The 14941-nt window shown below is 64.2% G+C and carries 14 protein-coding genes; 9 read left to right on the top strand and 5 right to left on the bottom strand.

What is annotated here, in order from left to right:
- Positions 1-135: 135 nt before the first annotated feature.
- Positions 136-1020 (bottom strand): amidohydrolase family protein, encoded by an 885-nt coding sequence (locus tag ACVW1C_RS14030; protein WP_456758926.1) that lies wholly within the window; start codon positions 1018-1020, stop codon positions 136-138.
- A 458-nt stretch (positions 1021-1478) separates the two neighbouring features.
- On the opposite strand from ACVW1C_RS14030, the gene ykgO reads away from it, so the two are divergent.
- On the top strand, positions 1479-1604 hold the full coding sequence (gene ykgO / locus ACVW1C_RS14025; protein ID WP_002718645.1) for a type B 50S ribosomal protein L36: 126 nt from the start codon (positions 1479-1481) through the stop codon (positions 1602-1604).
- A gap of 105 nt (positions 1605-1709) precedes the next feature.
- Positions 1710-2381, top strand: a complete 672-nt coding sequence (locus ACVW1C_RS14020) for a tetratricopeptide repeat protein (RefSeq protein WP_456758925.1) — start codon at positions 1710-1712, stop codon at positions 2379-2381.
- Between the two features lie 75 nt (positions 2382-2456).
- On the opposite strand, the gene ACVW1C_RS14015 is transcribed toward ACVW1C_RS14020, so the two are convergent.
- Entirely contained in the window at positions 2457-2633 is a 177-nt protein-coding gene (locus tag ACVW1C_RS14015) for a hypothetical protein (protein WP_171948016.1), read from the bottom strand.
- 355 nt (positions 2634-2988) lie between these two features.
- Between ACVW1C_RS14015 and ACVW1C_RS14010 the strand changes: the two genes are divergently transcribed.
- Positions 2989-3972: an alpha/beta fold hydrolase gene (locus ACVW1C_RS14010; RefSeq protein ID WP_456758924.1), complete on the top strand. Its 984-nt coding sequence runs from the start codon at positions 2989-2991 to the stop codon at positions 3970-3972.
- A gap of 83 nt (positions 3973-4055) precedes the next feature.
- The gene (gene poxB, locus ACVW1C_RS14005; protein ID WP_456758923.1) at positions 4056-5792 is read left to right on the top strand and encodes a ubiquinone-dependent pyruvate dehydrogenase; all 1737 of its coding nucleotides are present in this window, start codon (positions 4056-4058) and stop codon (positions 5790-5792) included.
- A 155-nt stretch (positions 5793-5947) separates the two neighbouring features.
- On the opposite strand, the gene cycA is transcribed toward poxB, so the two are convergent.
- A complete protein-coding gene (gene cycA / locus ACVW1C_RS14000) occupies positions 5948-6343 on the bottom strand; it encodes a cytochrome c-550 CycA (protein ID WP_106323665.1) in 396 nt (131 codons plus the stop codon).
- 234 nt (positions 6344-6577) lie between these two features.
- Between cycA and ACVW1C_RS13995 the strand changes: the two genes are divergently transcribed.
- Both ACVW1C_RS13995 and ACVW1C_RS13990 read left to right on the top strand, forming a co-directional pair.
- On the top strand, positions 6578-8071 hold the full coding sequence (locus ACVW1C_RS13995) for an FAD-linked oxidase C-terminal domain-containing protein (RefSeq protein ID WP_456758922.1): 1494 nt from the start codon (positions 6578-6580) through the stop codon (positions 8069-8071).
- A 293-nt stretch (positions 8072-8364) separates the two neighbouring features.
- Positions 8365-9510, top strand: coding sequence for an acyltransferase family protein (locus tag ACVW1C_RS13990; protein WP_456758921.1), 1146 nt, complete (start codon positions 8365-8367; stop codon positions 9508-9510).
- A 52-nt stretch (positions 9511-9562) separates the two neighbouring features.
- On the opposite strand, the gene ACVW1C_RS13985 is transcribed toward ACVW1C_RS13990, so the two are convergent.
- Positions 9563-9901, bottom strand: coding sequence for a putative quinol monooxygenase (locus tag ACVW1C_RS13985; protein ID WP_456758920.1), 339 nt, complete (start codon positions 9899-9901; stop codon positions 9563-9565).
- A gap of 460 nt (positions 9902-10361) precedes the next feature.
- Between ACVW1C_RS13985 and ACVW1C_RS13980 the strand changes: the two genes are divergently transcribed.
- Both ACVW1C_RS13980 and glcF read left to right on the top strand, forming a co-directional pair.
- Complete coding sequence (locus tag ACVW1C_RS13980) at positions 10362-11600, top strand: FAD-binding protein (RefSeq protein WP_456758919.1); 1239 nt, start codon at positions 10362-10364, stop codon at positions 11598-11600.
- Positions 11597-12913 (top strand): glycolate oxidase subunit GlcF, encoded by a 1317-nt coding sequence (glcF, locus tag ACVW1C_RS13975; RefSeq protein WP_456758918.1) that lies wholly within the window; start codon positions 11597-11599, stop codon positions 12911-12913. The genes ACVW1C_RS13980 and glcF overlap by 4 nt, the downstream gene beginning before the upstream one ends.
- A gap of 185 nt (positions 12914-13098) precedes the next feature.
- On the opposite strand, the gene ACVW1C_RS13970 is transcribed toward glcF, so the two are convergent.
- Positions 13099-13491 carry a hypothetical protein gene (locus tag ACVW1C_RS13970; RefSeq protein WP_456758917.1) on the bottom strand — a complete coding sequence of 131 codons (393 nt, stop codon included), beginning with the start codon at positions 13489-13491 and terminating at the stop codon, positions 13099-13101.
- Positions 13492-13896: 405 nt separating this feature from the next.
- On the opposite strand from ACVW1C_RS13970, the gene ACVW1C_RS13965 reads away from it, so the two are divergent.
- On the top strand, positions 13897-14886 hold the full coding sequence (locus ACVW1C_RS13965) for a TorF family putative porin (RefSeq protein ID WP_456758916.1): 990 nt from the start codon (positions 13897-13899) through the stop codon (positions 14884-14886).
- Positions 14887-14941 lie beyond the last annotated feature (55 nt).

Below are 14941 nucleotides of genomic sequence, written 5' to 3'. Positions count from 1 at the left end.
GCCGCCCCGCAAGCGTGCGGCCGACGATACTCCCTTAAATCATGATGCGCTTCCCCGGAATCGCATCATGATCTCATCTCCTTATTTGAGCATGATCTTTTCGGAAAACCGCTTCGCACTTTTCCGGATCATGCTCTAAATCCCCAAAATCTTGCGCGCGTTGGCCTTCAGGACCTTGGGCCGGATCTCCTCGCGGATGTCGAGCTTGGCGAAGTCGGCGAGCCAGCGGTCCGGCGTGATGACAGGCCAGTCCGAGCCGAACAGCATCTTGTCCTGCAAGATCGAGTTGATGTAGCGCACCAGGATCGGCGGGAAATATTTCGGCGACCAGCCGGACAGGTCGATATAGACGTTCGGCTTGTGGGTCGCGACCGAGAGCGCCTCTTCCTGCCAGGGGAAGGAGGGATGCGCGAGGATGATCTTGAGGTCGGGAAAGTCGGCCGCGACGTCATCCATGTACATCGGGTTGGAATATTTCAGCCGCATCCCCATGCCGCCCGGCATGCCCGAGCCGACGCCGGTCTGGCCGGTGTGGAACAGCGCGATCGCACCGCCCTCGTTGATTGCCTCATAGAGCGGATAGGCCATGCGGTCGTTGGCGTAGAAGCCCTGCATGGTCGGATGGAATTTGAAGCCGCGGACGCCGTAGTCCTCGATCAGCCTGCGCGCCTCGCGGACGCCGAGCCTGCCCTTGTGCGGGTCGATCGAGACGAACGGGATCAGAACGTCGAGATGATCGGAGGCGATCTCCAGCATCTCCTCGTTCTTGTAGCGGCGGAAACCGGTCTCGCGTTCGGCGTCCACCGGGAAGATCACCGCGGCGATGTTCTTGGCGCGGTAATAGGCCGCGGTCTCCGGCACGGTCGGCGGATGCTTGTGCGGCGACTTGAAATAGTCGGCCATCTGCGCCTGGAAATCGTCATAGCCGTCGTCGCCATGCATGCCGCACGGCTCCTCGGCATGGGTGTGGATGTCGATCGCTGTGACCTTTTCGATGTCGGGCAGTTTGAGCTTGGGCATTCGGCTTCCCCGGCGGCGCGTTTGTTGGTGATGGAAAATAATTATATGATATAACAATTTTCGCAAGCGGTCTGAGTTGATGGGACGCGATGGCGAAGCGGGCTCGGTTCGGCCGCGAGTGGTCCTTGAGTGGGCGCGAGCGCGGCGTGCGAGCACGATTCGCTGGTCACGAATCCACCGCCAGGGCGCCGCGACGGGATCGGGGATTGGCGCCGCATACGCGACGGTCGCCGTTTCTGATGCGATCTCAATGGCGTGCCAGGGTGACCGACGCCGGTTCCAGGCCGCGATATGGCCGAAAATCGGCCCATCTCGGTTGACATTCAACGGTCCGATGGCTTAGAACCCGGCCGTCCCGCGCGGTCGGCCGCTTGTCGGGATAATCCCATTTTGCCATTCATTGGCATTAATCAGGTACGGCCTCCAACACGGGCCTTTCGAAGTAACAGGATTGTCCCATGAAGGTCCGTAACTCGCTGAAGTCGCTGCGCGGCCGCCATCGCAACAACCGTCTGGTCCGCCGCAAGGGCCGCGTCTATGTGATCAACAAGGTCCAGCGCCGTTTCAAGGCGCGCCAGGGTTGATCCGGCGCGGGTCGGCCGATTGCGCCGATCCCAACACATCTCTTTCACAGGTCTTTGACGCCGTGCTGCTTTGCAGCGCGGCGTTGTGCGTCTAGACTTCGGGCCATGGGATTCAACTTCCTTGGACTTGGCAACCGCCGGCTGGCGATCCTGATCGCCGCGCTGCTTGCCGTGCCGGTCGCGGCCATGCCTGTCGCGGCCGCCGCGCAGGACGATCCGCGGGTGGTCCCGCCGCCGAAGGCCCAGAAGAAACTGCCCGAAGCGCCGACCAAGCTGCCGAAGGTTCCGGCCGACCGTACTCGCGGGCTGGATTTCCTGTTCGGCGCCCTGAAGGCTGCGCCCGATGAGGACAGCGCCCGCCACGTCGAGGCGCGGATCTGGGCGCTGTGGCTGCAAACCCCGAGCGATACCGCGGCGCTGTTGATGGTGCGCGCCAAGGCTGCGCTCGACGCCCAGAATATCGATGTGGCGCTGAAGCTTCTGGACGCGGTGATCAAGCTCCGGCCCGATTATGTCGAGGCCTGGAACCGGCGCGCGACGATCTATTATCTCAAGAACGACTACGTCCGTTCGCTGGGAGACCTGCAGCAGGTGTTGACCCGTGAGCCTCGCCATTTCGGCGCGCTGGCGGGTGTCGGCATGATCATGCAGGACATGGGCGACGACAAGCGCGCGCTGGACGCCTTCCGCAAGGCGCTGGCTGTCGATCCCTATCTTGAGAAGGTGCCGCAGATCGTCAAGCAACTGACCGAGAAGGTCGAAGGCCGCGACATCTGATTGCGTGCGATTGACGCGAGGGGAGACGTTGCTCGCGAGCTGATGCTTGCTCGCGATACGGTCCGGCGCAGGAGATTAGTGCAGGAACTTGCCGCGGGATGCGCTGTCCTGGGCGACAGCAGCATAGAATTGCTGAAGCTCCGCCTCCAGGTGCTCATTCACGAGCAGCAGGGCCTTCAGGGCTCCGCGCAGGTCGCCGTTGCAGCTCGCCACGATCTGATCGATGGCCACATCGCTAGGGTCGGAAATCATGGTACTCCTCCGATTACTTCCCGTTGAACTCGTCGTGCGGACGCAGGTTCCTGTGGATTCAGTGCACAAGCCAAGAGGCACGTCCCGGTTTCGATGAAGCCTCGCCTCTGATGGCGAAATTGCCACGGGCAATCTATGGAATTACTAATGACGGTGGGATGAACCCGCTATCCACAGGCTGGGCGCATTGTGGACAACTGCGCCCTAGGCGCGAACCGGACAACCGAAAATTGGCTTTCCGAACAAGGGCATCCCAGGGCTGCGGGCAAATCCACGCGAAACCTGGCTTCGCCTTCGTCGTAATTTTCGGGTGCCCAAGACGCTTCAACTGCCCAAGACCCTTCGGACCCCCTCGATGTTAATCGCGATCATCGCGCTGGCGGCCGCAGGGCTGGCGCTGGCCTTGGCGACGCAAATCGGCGTCCAGCTGATCCAGCGCGCCTTTCCGCCGCAGGGGCGAATGATCGAGGTATCCGGCGCGCGGCTGCATGTCGTCGAGCTCGGCCCGCGCGATGCCGCGGGGGCGCCGGTCGTGCTGCTGCATGGCGCAAGCTCCAACCTGCGGGCAATGCAGCCGCTCAGCGACCGCATTGCCAAAACGCGCCGGGTGATCCTGATCGACCGGCCGGGCCATGGCTGGAGCACGCGCGCGCGCGTCGCGGATTCGACGCCGGCGATCCAGGGCCGGATGCTCGCGGAAGTGCTGACCAGGCTCGGTATCGACCGGGCGATCGTCGTGGCGCATTCCTGGGCCGGCGCGCTTGCCCTGCGCATGGCACTAGATCATCCGGATCGCGTGGCGGGCCTCGCGCTGCTCGCGCCCGTCGCCTATCCCTGGCGCGGCGGCGCCGGCCGCTACAATGATGTGATCTCGACGCCTTTGATCGGACCGCTGTTGGCGCACACAGTCACGCTGCCGCTCGGCTGCCTCGTCGCCAATTCGGGCGCGCGCGGGGTGTTTGCGCCGCAGCCGATGCCGGCCGATTTCGTCCGCGACAGCGAGACATTGCTCTTGCTGCGCCCGCGCGAATTCATCGCCAATGCGCGCGACCTCGTCACGCTGAAGGCCGCCGTGGTCGAACAGGCGCCGCGCTATGCGGAGATCAAGGCGCCGCTGTCCATCATTTCGGGCGACGTCGACAAGACGGTCTCGACCGGAATCCATTCGCGGCCGCTTGCAGCGTCAGCGCCCAACGCCAGGCTCATCGTGCTGCCGGGTGTCGGTCACATGGTGCAGTATGCGGCGCCCGACCTCGTGGCGTCCGAGATCGAGGCGATGGCCGACCAATTGGTCCAACCGGCGGCAACAGCGGACAAGATTGCGCCCGCGAATCTGTGATCCGGTGAGGCTTGCGCGGTTGCAGCCTGCCGAACATCATGCGGCTGCGCGGCTCGACAGATACCATCCAAAGGACAAGCCCCATGCGGATCGACAACATCGCCGACCTCATCGCTGAAACCCTCGCCCAGGCCGGCGTGAAGCGCATCTACGGTGTCGTCGGCGACAGCCTCAACGGCTTGACCGAGGCGCTGCGCAAGCGCGGCACGATCGGCTGGCTGCATGTGCGCCATGAGGAGGTGGCGGCCTTCGCCGCCGCGGCCGAATCCCAGATCACGGGCGACCTTGCGGTGTGCGCGGGCTCCTGCGGCCCGGGCAATCTCCATCTCATCAACGGCCTGTTCGACGCGCATCGCAGCCGCACGCCGGTGCTGGCGATCGCGGCCCAGATTCCATCAGCCGAGATCGGCGGCGGCTATTTCCAGGAGACCCATCCGCAGGACCTGTTCCGCGAATGCAGCCATTATTGCGAGCTGGTATCGGATCCGGCGCAACTGCCCTACATGCTGGAGAATGCGATCCGCGCCGCGGTCGGCAAGCGCGGCGTGGCCGTCTTGGTGCTGCCGGGCGACGTTGCGATGCGGCCGGCGCCGAAGCGCGACATCGCACCGAATGCCGGCCTGCTGCCGCCCGCGCCGGTGGTGCGTCCGGCCGAGGCCGAATTGAACGCGCTGGCCGCGCTGCTCAATGGCGCAAAGCGCGTCACGCTGTTCTGCGGCCGCGGTTGCGCCGGCGCGCATGCCGGCCTGATCAAGCTCGCCGAGACGCTGAAGAGCCCGATCGTGCATGCGCTCGGCGGCAAGGAATATGTCGAGTACGACAATCCCTACGATGTCGGCATGACCGGCTTCATCGGCTTCTCCTCGGGCTATGCCGCGATGCACGGCTGCGACGTGCTGCTGATGCTGGGCACCGACTTTCCCTACAAGCAGTTCTTCCCGACCGGCATCAGCATCGCGCAGGTCGATCTCCGTCCGGAAAACCTCGGACGCCGCTGCAAGCTCGATCTCGGCATCGTCGGCGACGTCGGCGAGACCATCGCCGCGCTGCTGCCGAAGCTGACCGTCAAGACCGAGCGCAAGTTTCTCGACGCCAGCCTCGCGCACTACAAGGACGCCCGCGCCGGACTCGACGATCTTGCCGGCGGCAAGCCGGGGCAAAAGCCGATCCATCCGCAATATCTGGCGCGCCTGCTCAGCGACCAGGCGACCGAGGATGCGGTGTTCACCGCCGACGTCGGCACGCCGACGATCTGGGCCGCGCGCTATCTGAAAATGAACGGCCGCCGCCGTCTGGTCGGCTCCTGGGTGCACGGCTCGATGGCCAACGCGATGGCGCATGCGATCGGCGCACAGGCGGCGCAGCCGGGGCGTCAGGTGGTGTCAATGTCCGGCGACGGCGGCTTTGCGATGCTGATGGGCGATTTGATCACGCTGACGCAGGCCAAGCTGCCGGTGAAGGTCGTGATCTTCAATAACAGCGTACTCGGCTTCGTCGCGCTGGAGATGAAGGCGGCCGGCTTCATCGAGACCGGCGTCGACCTGAAGAATCCCGATTTCGCGGCGATGGCCCGCGCGATGGGCATTCACGGCGTCAGGGTGGAGGATCCCGGCGAGCTCGAGGGCGCGATCCGCGGCGTGCTCGCACATGACGGCCCGGCCGTGCTCGACGTCGTGACCGCGACGCAGGAATTGTCGATGCCGCCGACCATCACGCTGGAACAGGTGAAGGGCTTCAGCCTGTGGGTGCTGCGCGCCGTGATGAGCGGCCGCGGCGACGAGGTGGTCGATCTCGCCAAGACCAATCTGTTGCCGCGCTGATCGCGGTAGCAGAGCATGATCCGGAAAAGTGCGTAGCGGCTTTCCGAAAAGATCATGCTCAAATCAGAAAGCCAGAAGGGGATGGCGATTCGAAGAAGAGCCATCCCCGTCCGCCCTGGCATTTGCGCAGGGCGGACGATGTCCGATACCGCCGATTACTGCTTCTGCTTGCCGTCCTTGTCGAACGACGACACGTAGGCCCACAGATTGTTGGCCTCGGTCTCGTTCTTGATGCCGGCGAAGGCCATCTTGGTGCCGGGGATCTTGGCCTTCGGATCCTTGATGTATTCGAGGAAGGTTTCCTTGTTCCAGGTGATGCCGGAATTCTTGTTGGCATCGGAATAACTGTAATCCGGCGCGGTGCCGGAGTGGCGGCCGTCGAGGCCGTTGAGCTCGGGGCCGACCTTGTTCTTGGCGCCTTCGCCGATCGCGTGGCAGGCGAGGCATTTGTTGAATGAGGTCTTGCCGGCGGCGGCATCCTGCGCCAGCGCGGAGGACGCGGTGGCCAGCGATGTGACGACCGCCAGCGCGCTCAAGGTCTTTAGGTTCATGGGGTTCTCTTCGTTTCGTCCCGGGGGGTAGTGTTTGGTTTGTGGCATGTCCGGCTTGGACAGGACAAGCCACGAAACTTTGACAGGTTTCATGGCCGTCCGCTTGTCCGAGAGAGAACTCGACATTGCGAGGCGGGGCAATCCGACCTTCGGCCGGGTAACTGAAACAGGTGCAGACCTGATTGATTTGTCGTAACAAATCCGCAAAGCGCCGAGCGCTCCGAGGGAACACCGATGTCCATCATGATGCCGGCGGCCGATCAGGCCGTCCTTGCCCGCCGCGCCGAAATCGTCGCCGCCTTGCGCGCCATCGTGCCGGGCGAGGGCGTGATCGACAGCGCCGCCGAAATGCTGGCCTATGAATCCGACGGTCTGACCGCCTATCGGCAACCGCCGATGGTCGTGGTGCTGCCCGATACCACCGAGCAGGTCGCGAAGGTCCTCAGATATTGCCAGGAGCAGGGCATCAAGGTGGTGCCGCGCGGCTCCGGCACCTCGCTGTCCGGCGGCGCGCTGCCGCTCGCCGACGGCGTGCTGCTCGGGCTCGGCAAGTTCAAGCGGATTCGCGAGATCGACTTCGACAACCGCGTTGTCGTCACCGAGCCCGGCGTCACCAACCTTGCGATCAGCCAGGCGGTCGCCCATGCCGGCTTCTACTACGCGCCCGATCCGTCGTCGCAGATCGCCTGCTCGATCGGCGGCAATGTCGCGGAGAATTCCGGCGGCGTGCACTGCCTGAAATACGGCACGACCACCAACAACGTGCTGGGCTGCGAGATCGTGCTGATGAGTGGCGAGATCCTGCGCATCGGCGGCAAGTCGGCGGAGAATGCCGGCTACGATCTGATGGGGATCATCACCGGCTCGGAGGGGCTGCTCGGCGTCATCACCGAGATCACGGTGCGCATCTTGCAGAAGCCCGAGACGGCGCGCGCGCTGATGGTCGGTTTCGCCGAGGTCGAGGCGGCCGGCGAATGCGTGGCTGCCATCATCGGCGCCGGCATCATCCCGGGCGGCATGGAGATGATGGACAAGCCGGCGATCCACGCCGCGGAAGCTTTCGTCCATGCCGGCTATCCGCTCGACGTCGAGGCGCTCCTGATCATCGAGCTCGACGGGCCCCAGGTCGAGGTCGACGAGCTGATCAAGCGGGTCGAGGCGATCGCGCAAGGCTGCGGCTCGACCTCCTGCCAGATCTCGACCTCGGAGGCCGAGCGCAATTTGTTCTGGGCCGGCCGCAAGGCGGCTTTCCCCGCGGTCGGGCGGATCTCGCCGGACTATCTCTGCATGGACGGCACCATCCCGCGCGGCGCGCTGCCGAAGGCGCTGGCGCGGATCCGCGAGCTCTCGGAGAAATACGGCCTCGGCGTCGCCAATGTGTTCCACGCCGGCGACGGCAATCTGCACCCCTTGATCCTCTACGATGCCAACAAGCCGGGCGAGATCGAGAAGGCGGAAGCGTTCGGCGCCGATATCCTGCGTTGCTGCGTCGAGGTCGGCGGCGTGCTCACCGGCGAGCATGGCGTCGGCATCGAGAAGCGCGACCTGATGCCGGAAATGTTCACCGAGATCGATCTCAACCAGCAGCAGCGGCTGAAATGCGCCTTCGATGCAGAGGGCCTGCTCAACCCCGGCAAGGTGTTTCCGACGCTGCACCGCTGCGCCGAGCTCGGCCGCGTCCATGTCCACGCCGGCAAGCTGGCGTTCCCGGATATCCCGCGGTTCTAAAAGCATGATCCGGAAAAGTGCGAAGCGGTTTTCCGAAAAGATCGTGCTCAAACAATGAGCTCAAGCGCGATGACGATTCAACCTGATCTCATCGCGCTTCAGGGCGATCGGTACATTTCGATCGATCGCGCTCGCCAGCCGATAACCTTAACCGATGCTTGCCGCGATGGCCCTGGCAGGTCGTCACGGCTGCCGTTGCGCGTCGCTGCAATTGCGGTGCCCACCCACCGTTTACACGGCCTTCAGCTGTTCCTCGGTATTTTCCCAAGATGCATGTCTTCGGAAACACATCGATGCCCAGCCTGGCCGATCAGCTGGCGCTTTCGCGCAATCGGCCCGCAGGTTTCGACTACATGCGGATTGCGCTGGCGGTATCGATCATCTGCCTGCACAGCCTGAACGTGACGCTCGGGCTTGGCCGGGCGCTGGAAATCCTGAGCTCGTTCCGCATCGGCATCGCGATGATCCTCGCGCTGTTCTTTGCGCTCAGCGGCTTCCTGGTGACGGCGAGCCTGCAGCGGTGCAAGAGCCTGATCTCCTTCCTCGGCCTGCGCGTGCTCCGGATCGGGCCGGCGCTCGCGGTCGAGACGACGCTGTCGGCCGTCATCATCGGCTCGGTGTTCACCGAGCTGCCATTGGCGCAGTATGTCGCCGACCCGACATTCCACGCCTATTTTCTCAACATGGTCGGCGACATCCATTACGAGCTGCCGGGCGTCTTCCTGCACAATCCGCTGCCGGAGGTGGTGAATGCCCAGCTCTGGACGGTGCCGTATGAATTGTGGTGCTACGTCGTCCTGGCGCTGCTCGCGGTGACCACGATCTGCTTCAACAGGGTGGCCTACCTTGTGTTCCTGGTGATCGTTCAGGTCGCGCTGGTGAGCTACGACGTCTACCGCTGGGAGGAGGTGCCGATCCAGCTTCGCCCGCACCTTCTGGTGTTCTGCTTCCTTGCCGGCGTCGGCTTCTACCTCTGGCGCGACAAGGTGCCGTTCAACCGCACGGCGTGCCTGGTCGCGCTGTTGCTGTGCGCCGCCGGCATGGCCACCGGACGCGGCGACGCGCTGGCTCCGGTGCCGGCCGCCTATGTCGCGTGCTATCTCGGTCTGCTGAACCCGCGACGGGGCTGGATCGTGTCGTCAGGCGATTACTCCTACGGGCTCTATCTCTATGGGTTCGTCATCCAGCAGTGCGTTGCCTCGTTCGGGCCGCCGGTCCAGCACTGGTATCTGAACATCCTGATCAGCCTGCCGCTTGCCTTCGGCGTCGCGTTCGTGTCCTGGCATCTCGTCGAGAAGCATGCGCTTCGGCTCAGGGCGCAGGTCGAACGGATCGAGGCGGCCGTGCTCTCCCGGATTTCGATCGCAGCCTTCTGGCGCAAATCGCCCGAGCGAATCGAGTTGGGTGCGACGCTCGGCGGCAGCCGCGCGTCGGTCTGATATTGCACCGGAGGGGGAGGACCTGCATCGCAAGCCCTCCCGCGGCACCGTCTTACAGCAGCACGTATTGCGTCCGTTCGCGCTTGGCCAGCAGCGGCAGCGCCTGCTCCGCGATATAGGTCTTGAAGCAGGCGCTCTCCGCATGCGCCTTGAATGCCGCTTCGTCCTGGAACAGTTCGTAGAACAGGAATTGCGCCGGGTTGTCCTTGCCGCGGCCGATCAGGAACAGCTTGGTGCCGGGGTCCTTCTGCGCCTCGGGCAGGAAGCCGTCGAGAATTGCCGCGACCTTGTCGGCCTGGCCTTCCTTGGCTTCCCATTGCGCCACGACCAGAAGGCCTGATGTGTTGATCGCATCGCTGATGGTTCTCGTGCTCATCGCATAGTGCTTCATATGCATTCCTCCGTTGCTTTGCTCCGATCGAGCTTGCGATCCGGTCCAGGGCGAGACGCCGGCGATCGTCATGATCGCCGCGAACGAGCCGATGGCCGATCGTCGGGTGAGCATCATCGTCGTGGTCGTGACTCCGAACGTTTCATGATCGCCTCCAGATGAAGTGCGCCAACCGTCGTGCCGGCCGAACCGCCCGCGAGAGATAGTGGATCGTGCTGCGCACTCGGTTAGGCGACGATCGAAATGTCGATGTCGTGAAAATGGTTCGACTTCGGTCGAAGTGTTACGTCTCCGCCTGCGCAGGACGCGCGATGTGGCCAAAACCTCGAGCGGAGTGGCCCGACCGCCGTTCCCACCTTTGTTGGGTGGCAAGCCCCGCTCCCGGACCATTCCGTCGGCATTGCGAGGGTGGGGTTCGTCGCATTTGATCTCGGAGCCAAATTTCGTTACCGACTAGCGTGTGGAAACGCTGAAAGTCAGAGACGTCCAGGACCTCGAAGAGGCGGTGCGCGCGGCTGTTGCCAGCGAGCAGCCGCTCGAGGTCATTGGTCATGGATCGAAACGCGCCATCGGCCATCCGATGGCGACCAATGCCGTGCTCGACGTTTCGGTGCTGAACGCGGTCAGCTCCTATGAGCCGAACGAGCTGATCATCACGGTGCAGGCCGGCGCGCCGCTCGCCGACGTGCAATCCCTGATCGACGCCAAGAACCAGCAATTCGCCTTCGAGCCGATGGACATGTCCGTGCTGCTCGGCACCGCGGGAGCCGGCACGATCGGCGGCATGATCGGCGCCGGCCTTGCCGGTCCGCGCCGTATCAAGGCCGGCGGCGCCCGGGATCACCTGCTCGGGGCGCACGCGGTGTCCGGATTCGGCGACAGTTTCAAGACCGGCGGGCGGGTGGTGAAGAACGTCACCGGCTACGATCTCTGCAAGCTGCTGACCGGTTCCTGGGGCACGCTGGCGGTCATCACCGAAGTGACGCTCAAGGTGATGCCGAAGCCGGAAGCCGAGCGGACGCTGGTGCTGCGCGGGCTCGACGACGTCGCCGCCAACAAGGCGATGACGGCAGCGCTGGGCTCGCCCTTCGACGTGTCGGGCGCGGCGCATCTGCCCGGCTCGTCGCTGCGGTCGGGGACCGGCGCGCTCGCCGGCCTCGCGGCCTCCGGCCAGCCGGTCACGCTGGTGCGGCTTGAGGGCATTTCGGCGTCGGCGGCGCACCGGGCGGCCTCGCTCAGCCAGGCACTCTCCTCCTATGGAACGGTCGAGAGCCTGGCTGACGACGCCTCAGCTGCGATCTGGAGCGCGCTACGCGACGTGGTGCCGCTCGCGGCGAGCGGCGCGCTCGGGGCCTGGCCGGTGTGGCGCATCGTTTGCCCGCCAGCCTCAGGCGGCTCGCTCGGTCAGGCGTTGTCGCGCGCCACCGGCGGCGACGTGATCTACGATTGGGGTGGCGGGCTGATCTGGGCCGCGGTGCCGCCCAATGCCGACGCGCAGGCTGCGCTGGTCCGCAGCCAGGTCGAGGCGGTCGGCGGGCACGCCACCCTGATCCGCGCCACCGAGGATGTGCGCCGTGCGGTCGACGTGTTCCAGCCGCAGCCGGCCGGGCTTGCCGCACTCGGCGAACGTATCAGGGCGAGTTTCGATCCGAGATCGGTCCTCAACCGCGGCCGGATGATTCGAGGCGGGGGGGCATGAAGACCGAGTTTACCCTGGCGCAGCTCGCCGATCCCGACATCAAGGAAGCCGACAAGATCCTGCGCGCCTGCGTGCATTGCGGCTTCTGCACCGCGACCTGTCCGACCTATGTGCTGCTCGGCGACGAACTCGATAGCCCGCGCGGCCGCATCTACCTGATCAAGGAGATGCTGGAGACGGACAAGCCGCCGACGGCGGACGTGGTCAAGCATATCGACCGCTGCCTGTCGTGCCTCGCCTGCATGACCACCTGTCCCTCGGGCGTGAACTACATGCACCTCGTCGACCAGGCCCGGGTCAGGATCGAGCGGGATTACGAGCGGCCGCTGACCGAGCGGCTGCTGCGGTCGGTGCTCGCCTACGTGCTGCCGCGGCCGGGCCTGTTCCGCATCAGCATGATCCTGGCCGGTCTCGCCCGTCCGCTCACAGCGCTGCTGCCAACGCCGTCGGTCGGTGCGGCGAGCCCGGGCCTGCTGCGGCGGATCAAGGCGATGCTGGTGCTGGCGCCGCGCAGCCTGCCGCCGCCGGGTCCGGCTGCGGGAACCGTGTTTGCGGCGACCGGCCGGCGGCGTGGGCGGGTCGCGCTGTTGCAGGGCTGCGCCCAGCAGGTGCTGGCGCCACGCATCAATCAGGCCGCGATCAACGTGCTGACCCGGCACGGCGTCGAGGTGGTGCTGGTCAAGGACGAGCAATGCTGCGGCGCGTTGACCCATCACATGGGGCAGGACGCCGACGCGCTGGCGCGCGCACGGGCCAACGTCACGGTGTGGCAAAGGGAAGCGGACCAGAACGGGCTCGACGCCATTCTGGTGACGACCTCGGGCTGTGGGACAGTTGTCAAGGACTACGGCTACCTGCTGCGCGAGGACAAAACATTCGCGGAAGCAGCCAAGCGAATCTCGGCGCTGGCAAAGGATATCACCGAGTATCTCGCTGGCCTCGAGCTCGCGCCTTCAACGCAGATAGGCGACGTCACCGTCGCCTATCACTCGGCTTGTTCGTTGCAGCATGGACAGAAAATCACTCAACTTCCGAAAGAATTGCTTTCCAAGAATGGATTCGTGGTGAAAGATGTGCCTGAGAGCCATTTGTGTTGCGGTTCGGCGGGGACCTACAACATTCTCCAGCCCGACATTGCGAGCAGATTGCGCGATCGCAAGGTCGCCAATATTGCGCTTGTCAAACCGGACATGATCGCTGCGGGCAATATTGGTTGCATGGTTCAGATTGCCGGCGGCACGTCAGTTCCTGTGGTGCACACGATTGAGCTTCTCGATTGGGCGACAGGAGGTCCCCGGCCAGGATTGAATTGATCGACTGCCATTCGAGCATGATCCGGACCCCAGCCTTGCCCTGACGCAAACTGAAGGACCGGCGCTTCCCTGCCACAGACGCGAAGCGATCGCGCGGCCATCATGCCCGACAAGCGAAGTGGAAGGTGCCTCTCCTCGGGGTGCAGCTGCTGACCGGCAAGCGATCACTTCAATACGCGGTGGACTCAAATCAGCGGCAACAGGAGGACCACGATGGCGAAGTCGAAGAAGGCGAAGAAAAGCAAGAAGGCCAAAAAGGCCAAGAAGGCGGTAGCGGCGAAGAGGAAGTCCGCGAAGAAGTCGGCCAAGAAGACTGCGAAGAAGGCCGCGAAGAAGTCTGCAAAGAAATCGGCGAAGAAGTCAGCCAAGAAGACCGCTAAGAAAGCTGCGAAGAAGGCTGCTCCGAAGAAGGCCGCGAAGCCGGCTGCGAAGAAGGCCGCCAAGAAGAGCGCTCCGAAGAAGGCCGCCGCGCCGAAGCCGGCTGCCCCGGTTGCAGCGCCCCCGGCGTCCGAGCCCGCGCCGCAGCCGGCCCCGAGCTGGGCCACGCCGAGCCACGAGCCGACGCCGAGCTGGGGCACGTCCGACAGCGAGCACCACTAGCCCGGATCTGCACCGGTTCACCTGATCGAAGCCGCAGCGGACGCCGCTGCGGCTTTTTCCGTATCGGCCGTCCGTAGGTTTGCGGAGACGCGATTCGCGACGATACCGACTGCTGCATGTCGAACTGTTGCTCGAATCCGATTTTGCGTGCCGCTCAACCGGGGCGGGAGCCCTGAGTCTTGTGGTGTAAATGCAACACTCGTCAACCAACGTGTGGCGAGAGTGCTGGAACGCCTAAAAAGTCGGCACATGCATGTCTTTTTGGCTTCACGGTCCCGTGCATGGGCTTCAGATTGAGCCCACGCGATTTAGTCGCAGTCCGTTATCGCGCGCCCTGGGGGCCACCGGAGCGGGGCTGTCTGGAAAAGTAGATGGGGATCGTCATGAAGAAACTGGCTTTGTTGGCAACGGCGCTGGCAATGATTTCGAGCTCGGCAATGGCCGCTGACATGGCGGTGAAGGCCGTCAAGGCGCCGCCGCCGGCTCCCTTCGATCCCTGGGACATCGCCTTCGGCGCCGGCATCGTCAGCGACTACATCTTCCGCGGCGTCACCCAGTCCAACCACAATCCGTCGGTCACCGCCTATTTCGAGCCGCGCTACAACGTCAACAAGGACCTGCAGCTCTACATTGGCACCTCGACCGAAAGCATCTCCTTCGCCAACCGCGCTGCGGCTGAAGTCGACGTCTACGGCGGTATCCGCCCGACCTTCGGCGCCTTCGCCTTCGACATCGGTGTCTGGGGTTACCTGTATCCGGGTGGAACCTGCTACTACGGCGCGCCGTTCGACACCGCCGGCAAGGCGCTGGGTGCCGATTGCGCCCTCAACTTCCTGCCGAACGGCAACGTCATGAAGAAGGACGTCTCGTTCTTCGAAGTCTACGGCAAGGTGACTTACACCATCAACGACAATTGGGCGTTCACCCTGAACGAATACTACTCGCCGAACTTCCTCAACACCGGCGCCTGGGGCAACTACTCCTCGATCATCGGCAAGTACACCGCGCCGAGCACCGTGTTCGGCACCAGCGGCGTCGGCATGTATGTGTCGGGTGAGTTCGGCCGGCAGTGGCTCGGCACCTCCGACAGCTTCTACGGCGTTCCGGCGTTCCCGAACGGCATCAAGTATGCCGACTACAACACCTGGAACATCGGCATCGGCTTCACCTACAAGGTGTTCACGCTCGATCTGCGCTACTCCGACACCGACATGTCGAAGGGCAATTGCAGCGCCTTCACCAGCGACTACACCGCAGGCGGCACCACCAATGTCACCCCGATCAACCCGCTCGGCACGGGCTCCAACTGGTGCGGCGCGGCCGGTATCGCCAAGCTCTCGGTCGACCTGACCGCGATGTCCAACCTGAAGTAATTTCCTCTTCCGAGGATCCGGGGGCGGCAGAGCAATCTGCCGCCCCTTTTGTTTT

The sequence above is a fragment of the Bradyrhizobium sp. USDA 4011 genome (genome assembly GCF_054063415.1).
Note: the sequence above shows the minus strand (reverse complement) of the source record. Positions and strands in the feature narration are given on the sequence as shown.

Excerpts from the sequence above, each read along its gene's own strand:
- ACVW1C_RS14020 (WP_456758925.1), top strand. The coding sequence starts at position 1,710 with ATGGGATTCAACTTCCTTGGACTTGGCAACCGCCGGCTGGCGATCCTG.
- glcF (WP_456758918.1), top strand. The coding sequence starts at position 11,597 with ATGAAGACCGAGTTTACCCTGGCGCAGCTCGCCGATCCCGACATCAAG.
- poxB (WP_456758923.1), top strand. The coding sequence starts at position 4,056 with ATGCGGATCGACAACATCGCCGACCTCATCGCTGAAACCCTCGCCCAG.
- cycA (WP_106323665.1), bottom strand. The coding sequence starts at position 6,343 with ATGAACCTAAAGACCTTGAGCGCGCTGGCGGTCGTCACATCGCTGGCC.
- ACVW1C_RS13990 (WP_456758921.1), top strand. The coding sequence starts at position 8,365 with ATGCCCAGCCTGGCCGATCAGCTGGCGCTTTCGCGCAATCGGCCCGCA.
- ACVW1C_RS14015 (WP_171948016.1), bottom strand. The coding sequence starts at position 2,633 with ATGATTTCCGACCCTAGCGATGTGGCCATCGATCAGATCGTGGCGAGC.
- ACVW1C_RS14030 (WP_456758926.1), bottom strand. The coding sequence starts at position 1,020 with ATGCCCAAGCTCAAACTGCCCGACATCGAAAAGGTCACAGCGATCGAC.
- ykgO (WP_002718645.1), top strand. The coding sequence starts at position 1,479 with ATGAAGGTCCGTAACTCGCTGAAGTCGCTGCGCGGCCGCCATCGCAAC.
- ACVW1C_RS14010 (WP_456758924.1), top strand. The coding sequence starts at position 2,989 with ATGTTAATCGCGATCATCGCGCTGGCGGCCGCAGGGCTGGCGCTGGCC.
- ACVW1C_RS13985 (WP_456758920.1), bottom strand. The coding sequence starts at position 9,901 with ATGAAGCACTATGCGATGAGCACGAGAACCATCAGCGATGCGATCAAC.
- ACVW1C_RS13995 (WP_456758922.1), top strand. The coding sequence starts at position 6,578 with ATGTCCATCATGATGCCGGCGGCCGATCAGGCCGTCCTTGCCCGCCGC.
- ACVW1C_RS13965 (WP_456758916.1), top strand. The coding sequence starts at position 13,897 with ATGAAGAAACTGGCTTTGTTGGCAACGGCGCTGGCAATGATTTCGAGC.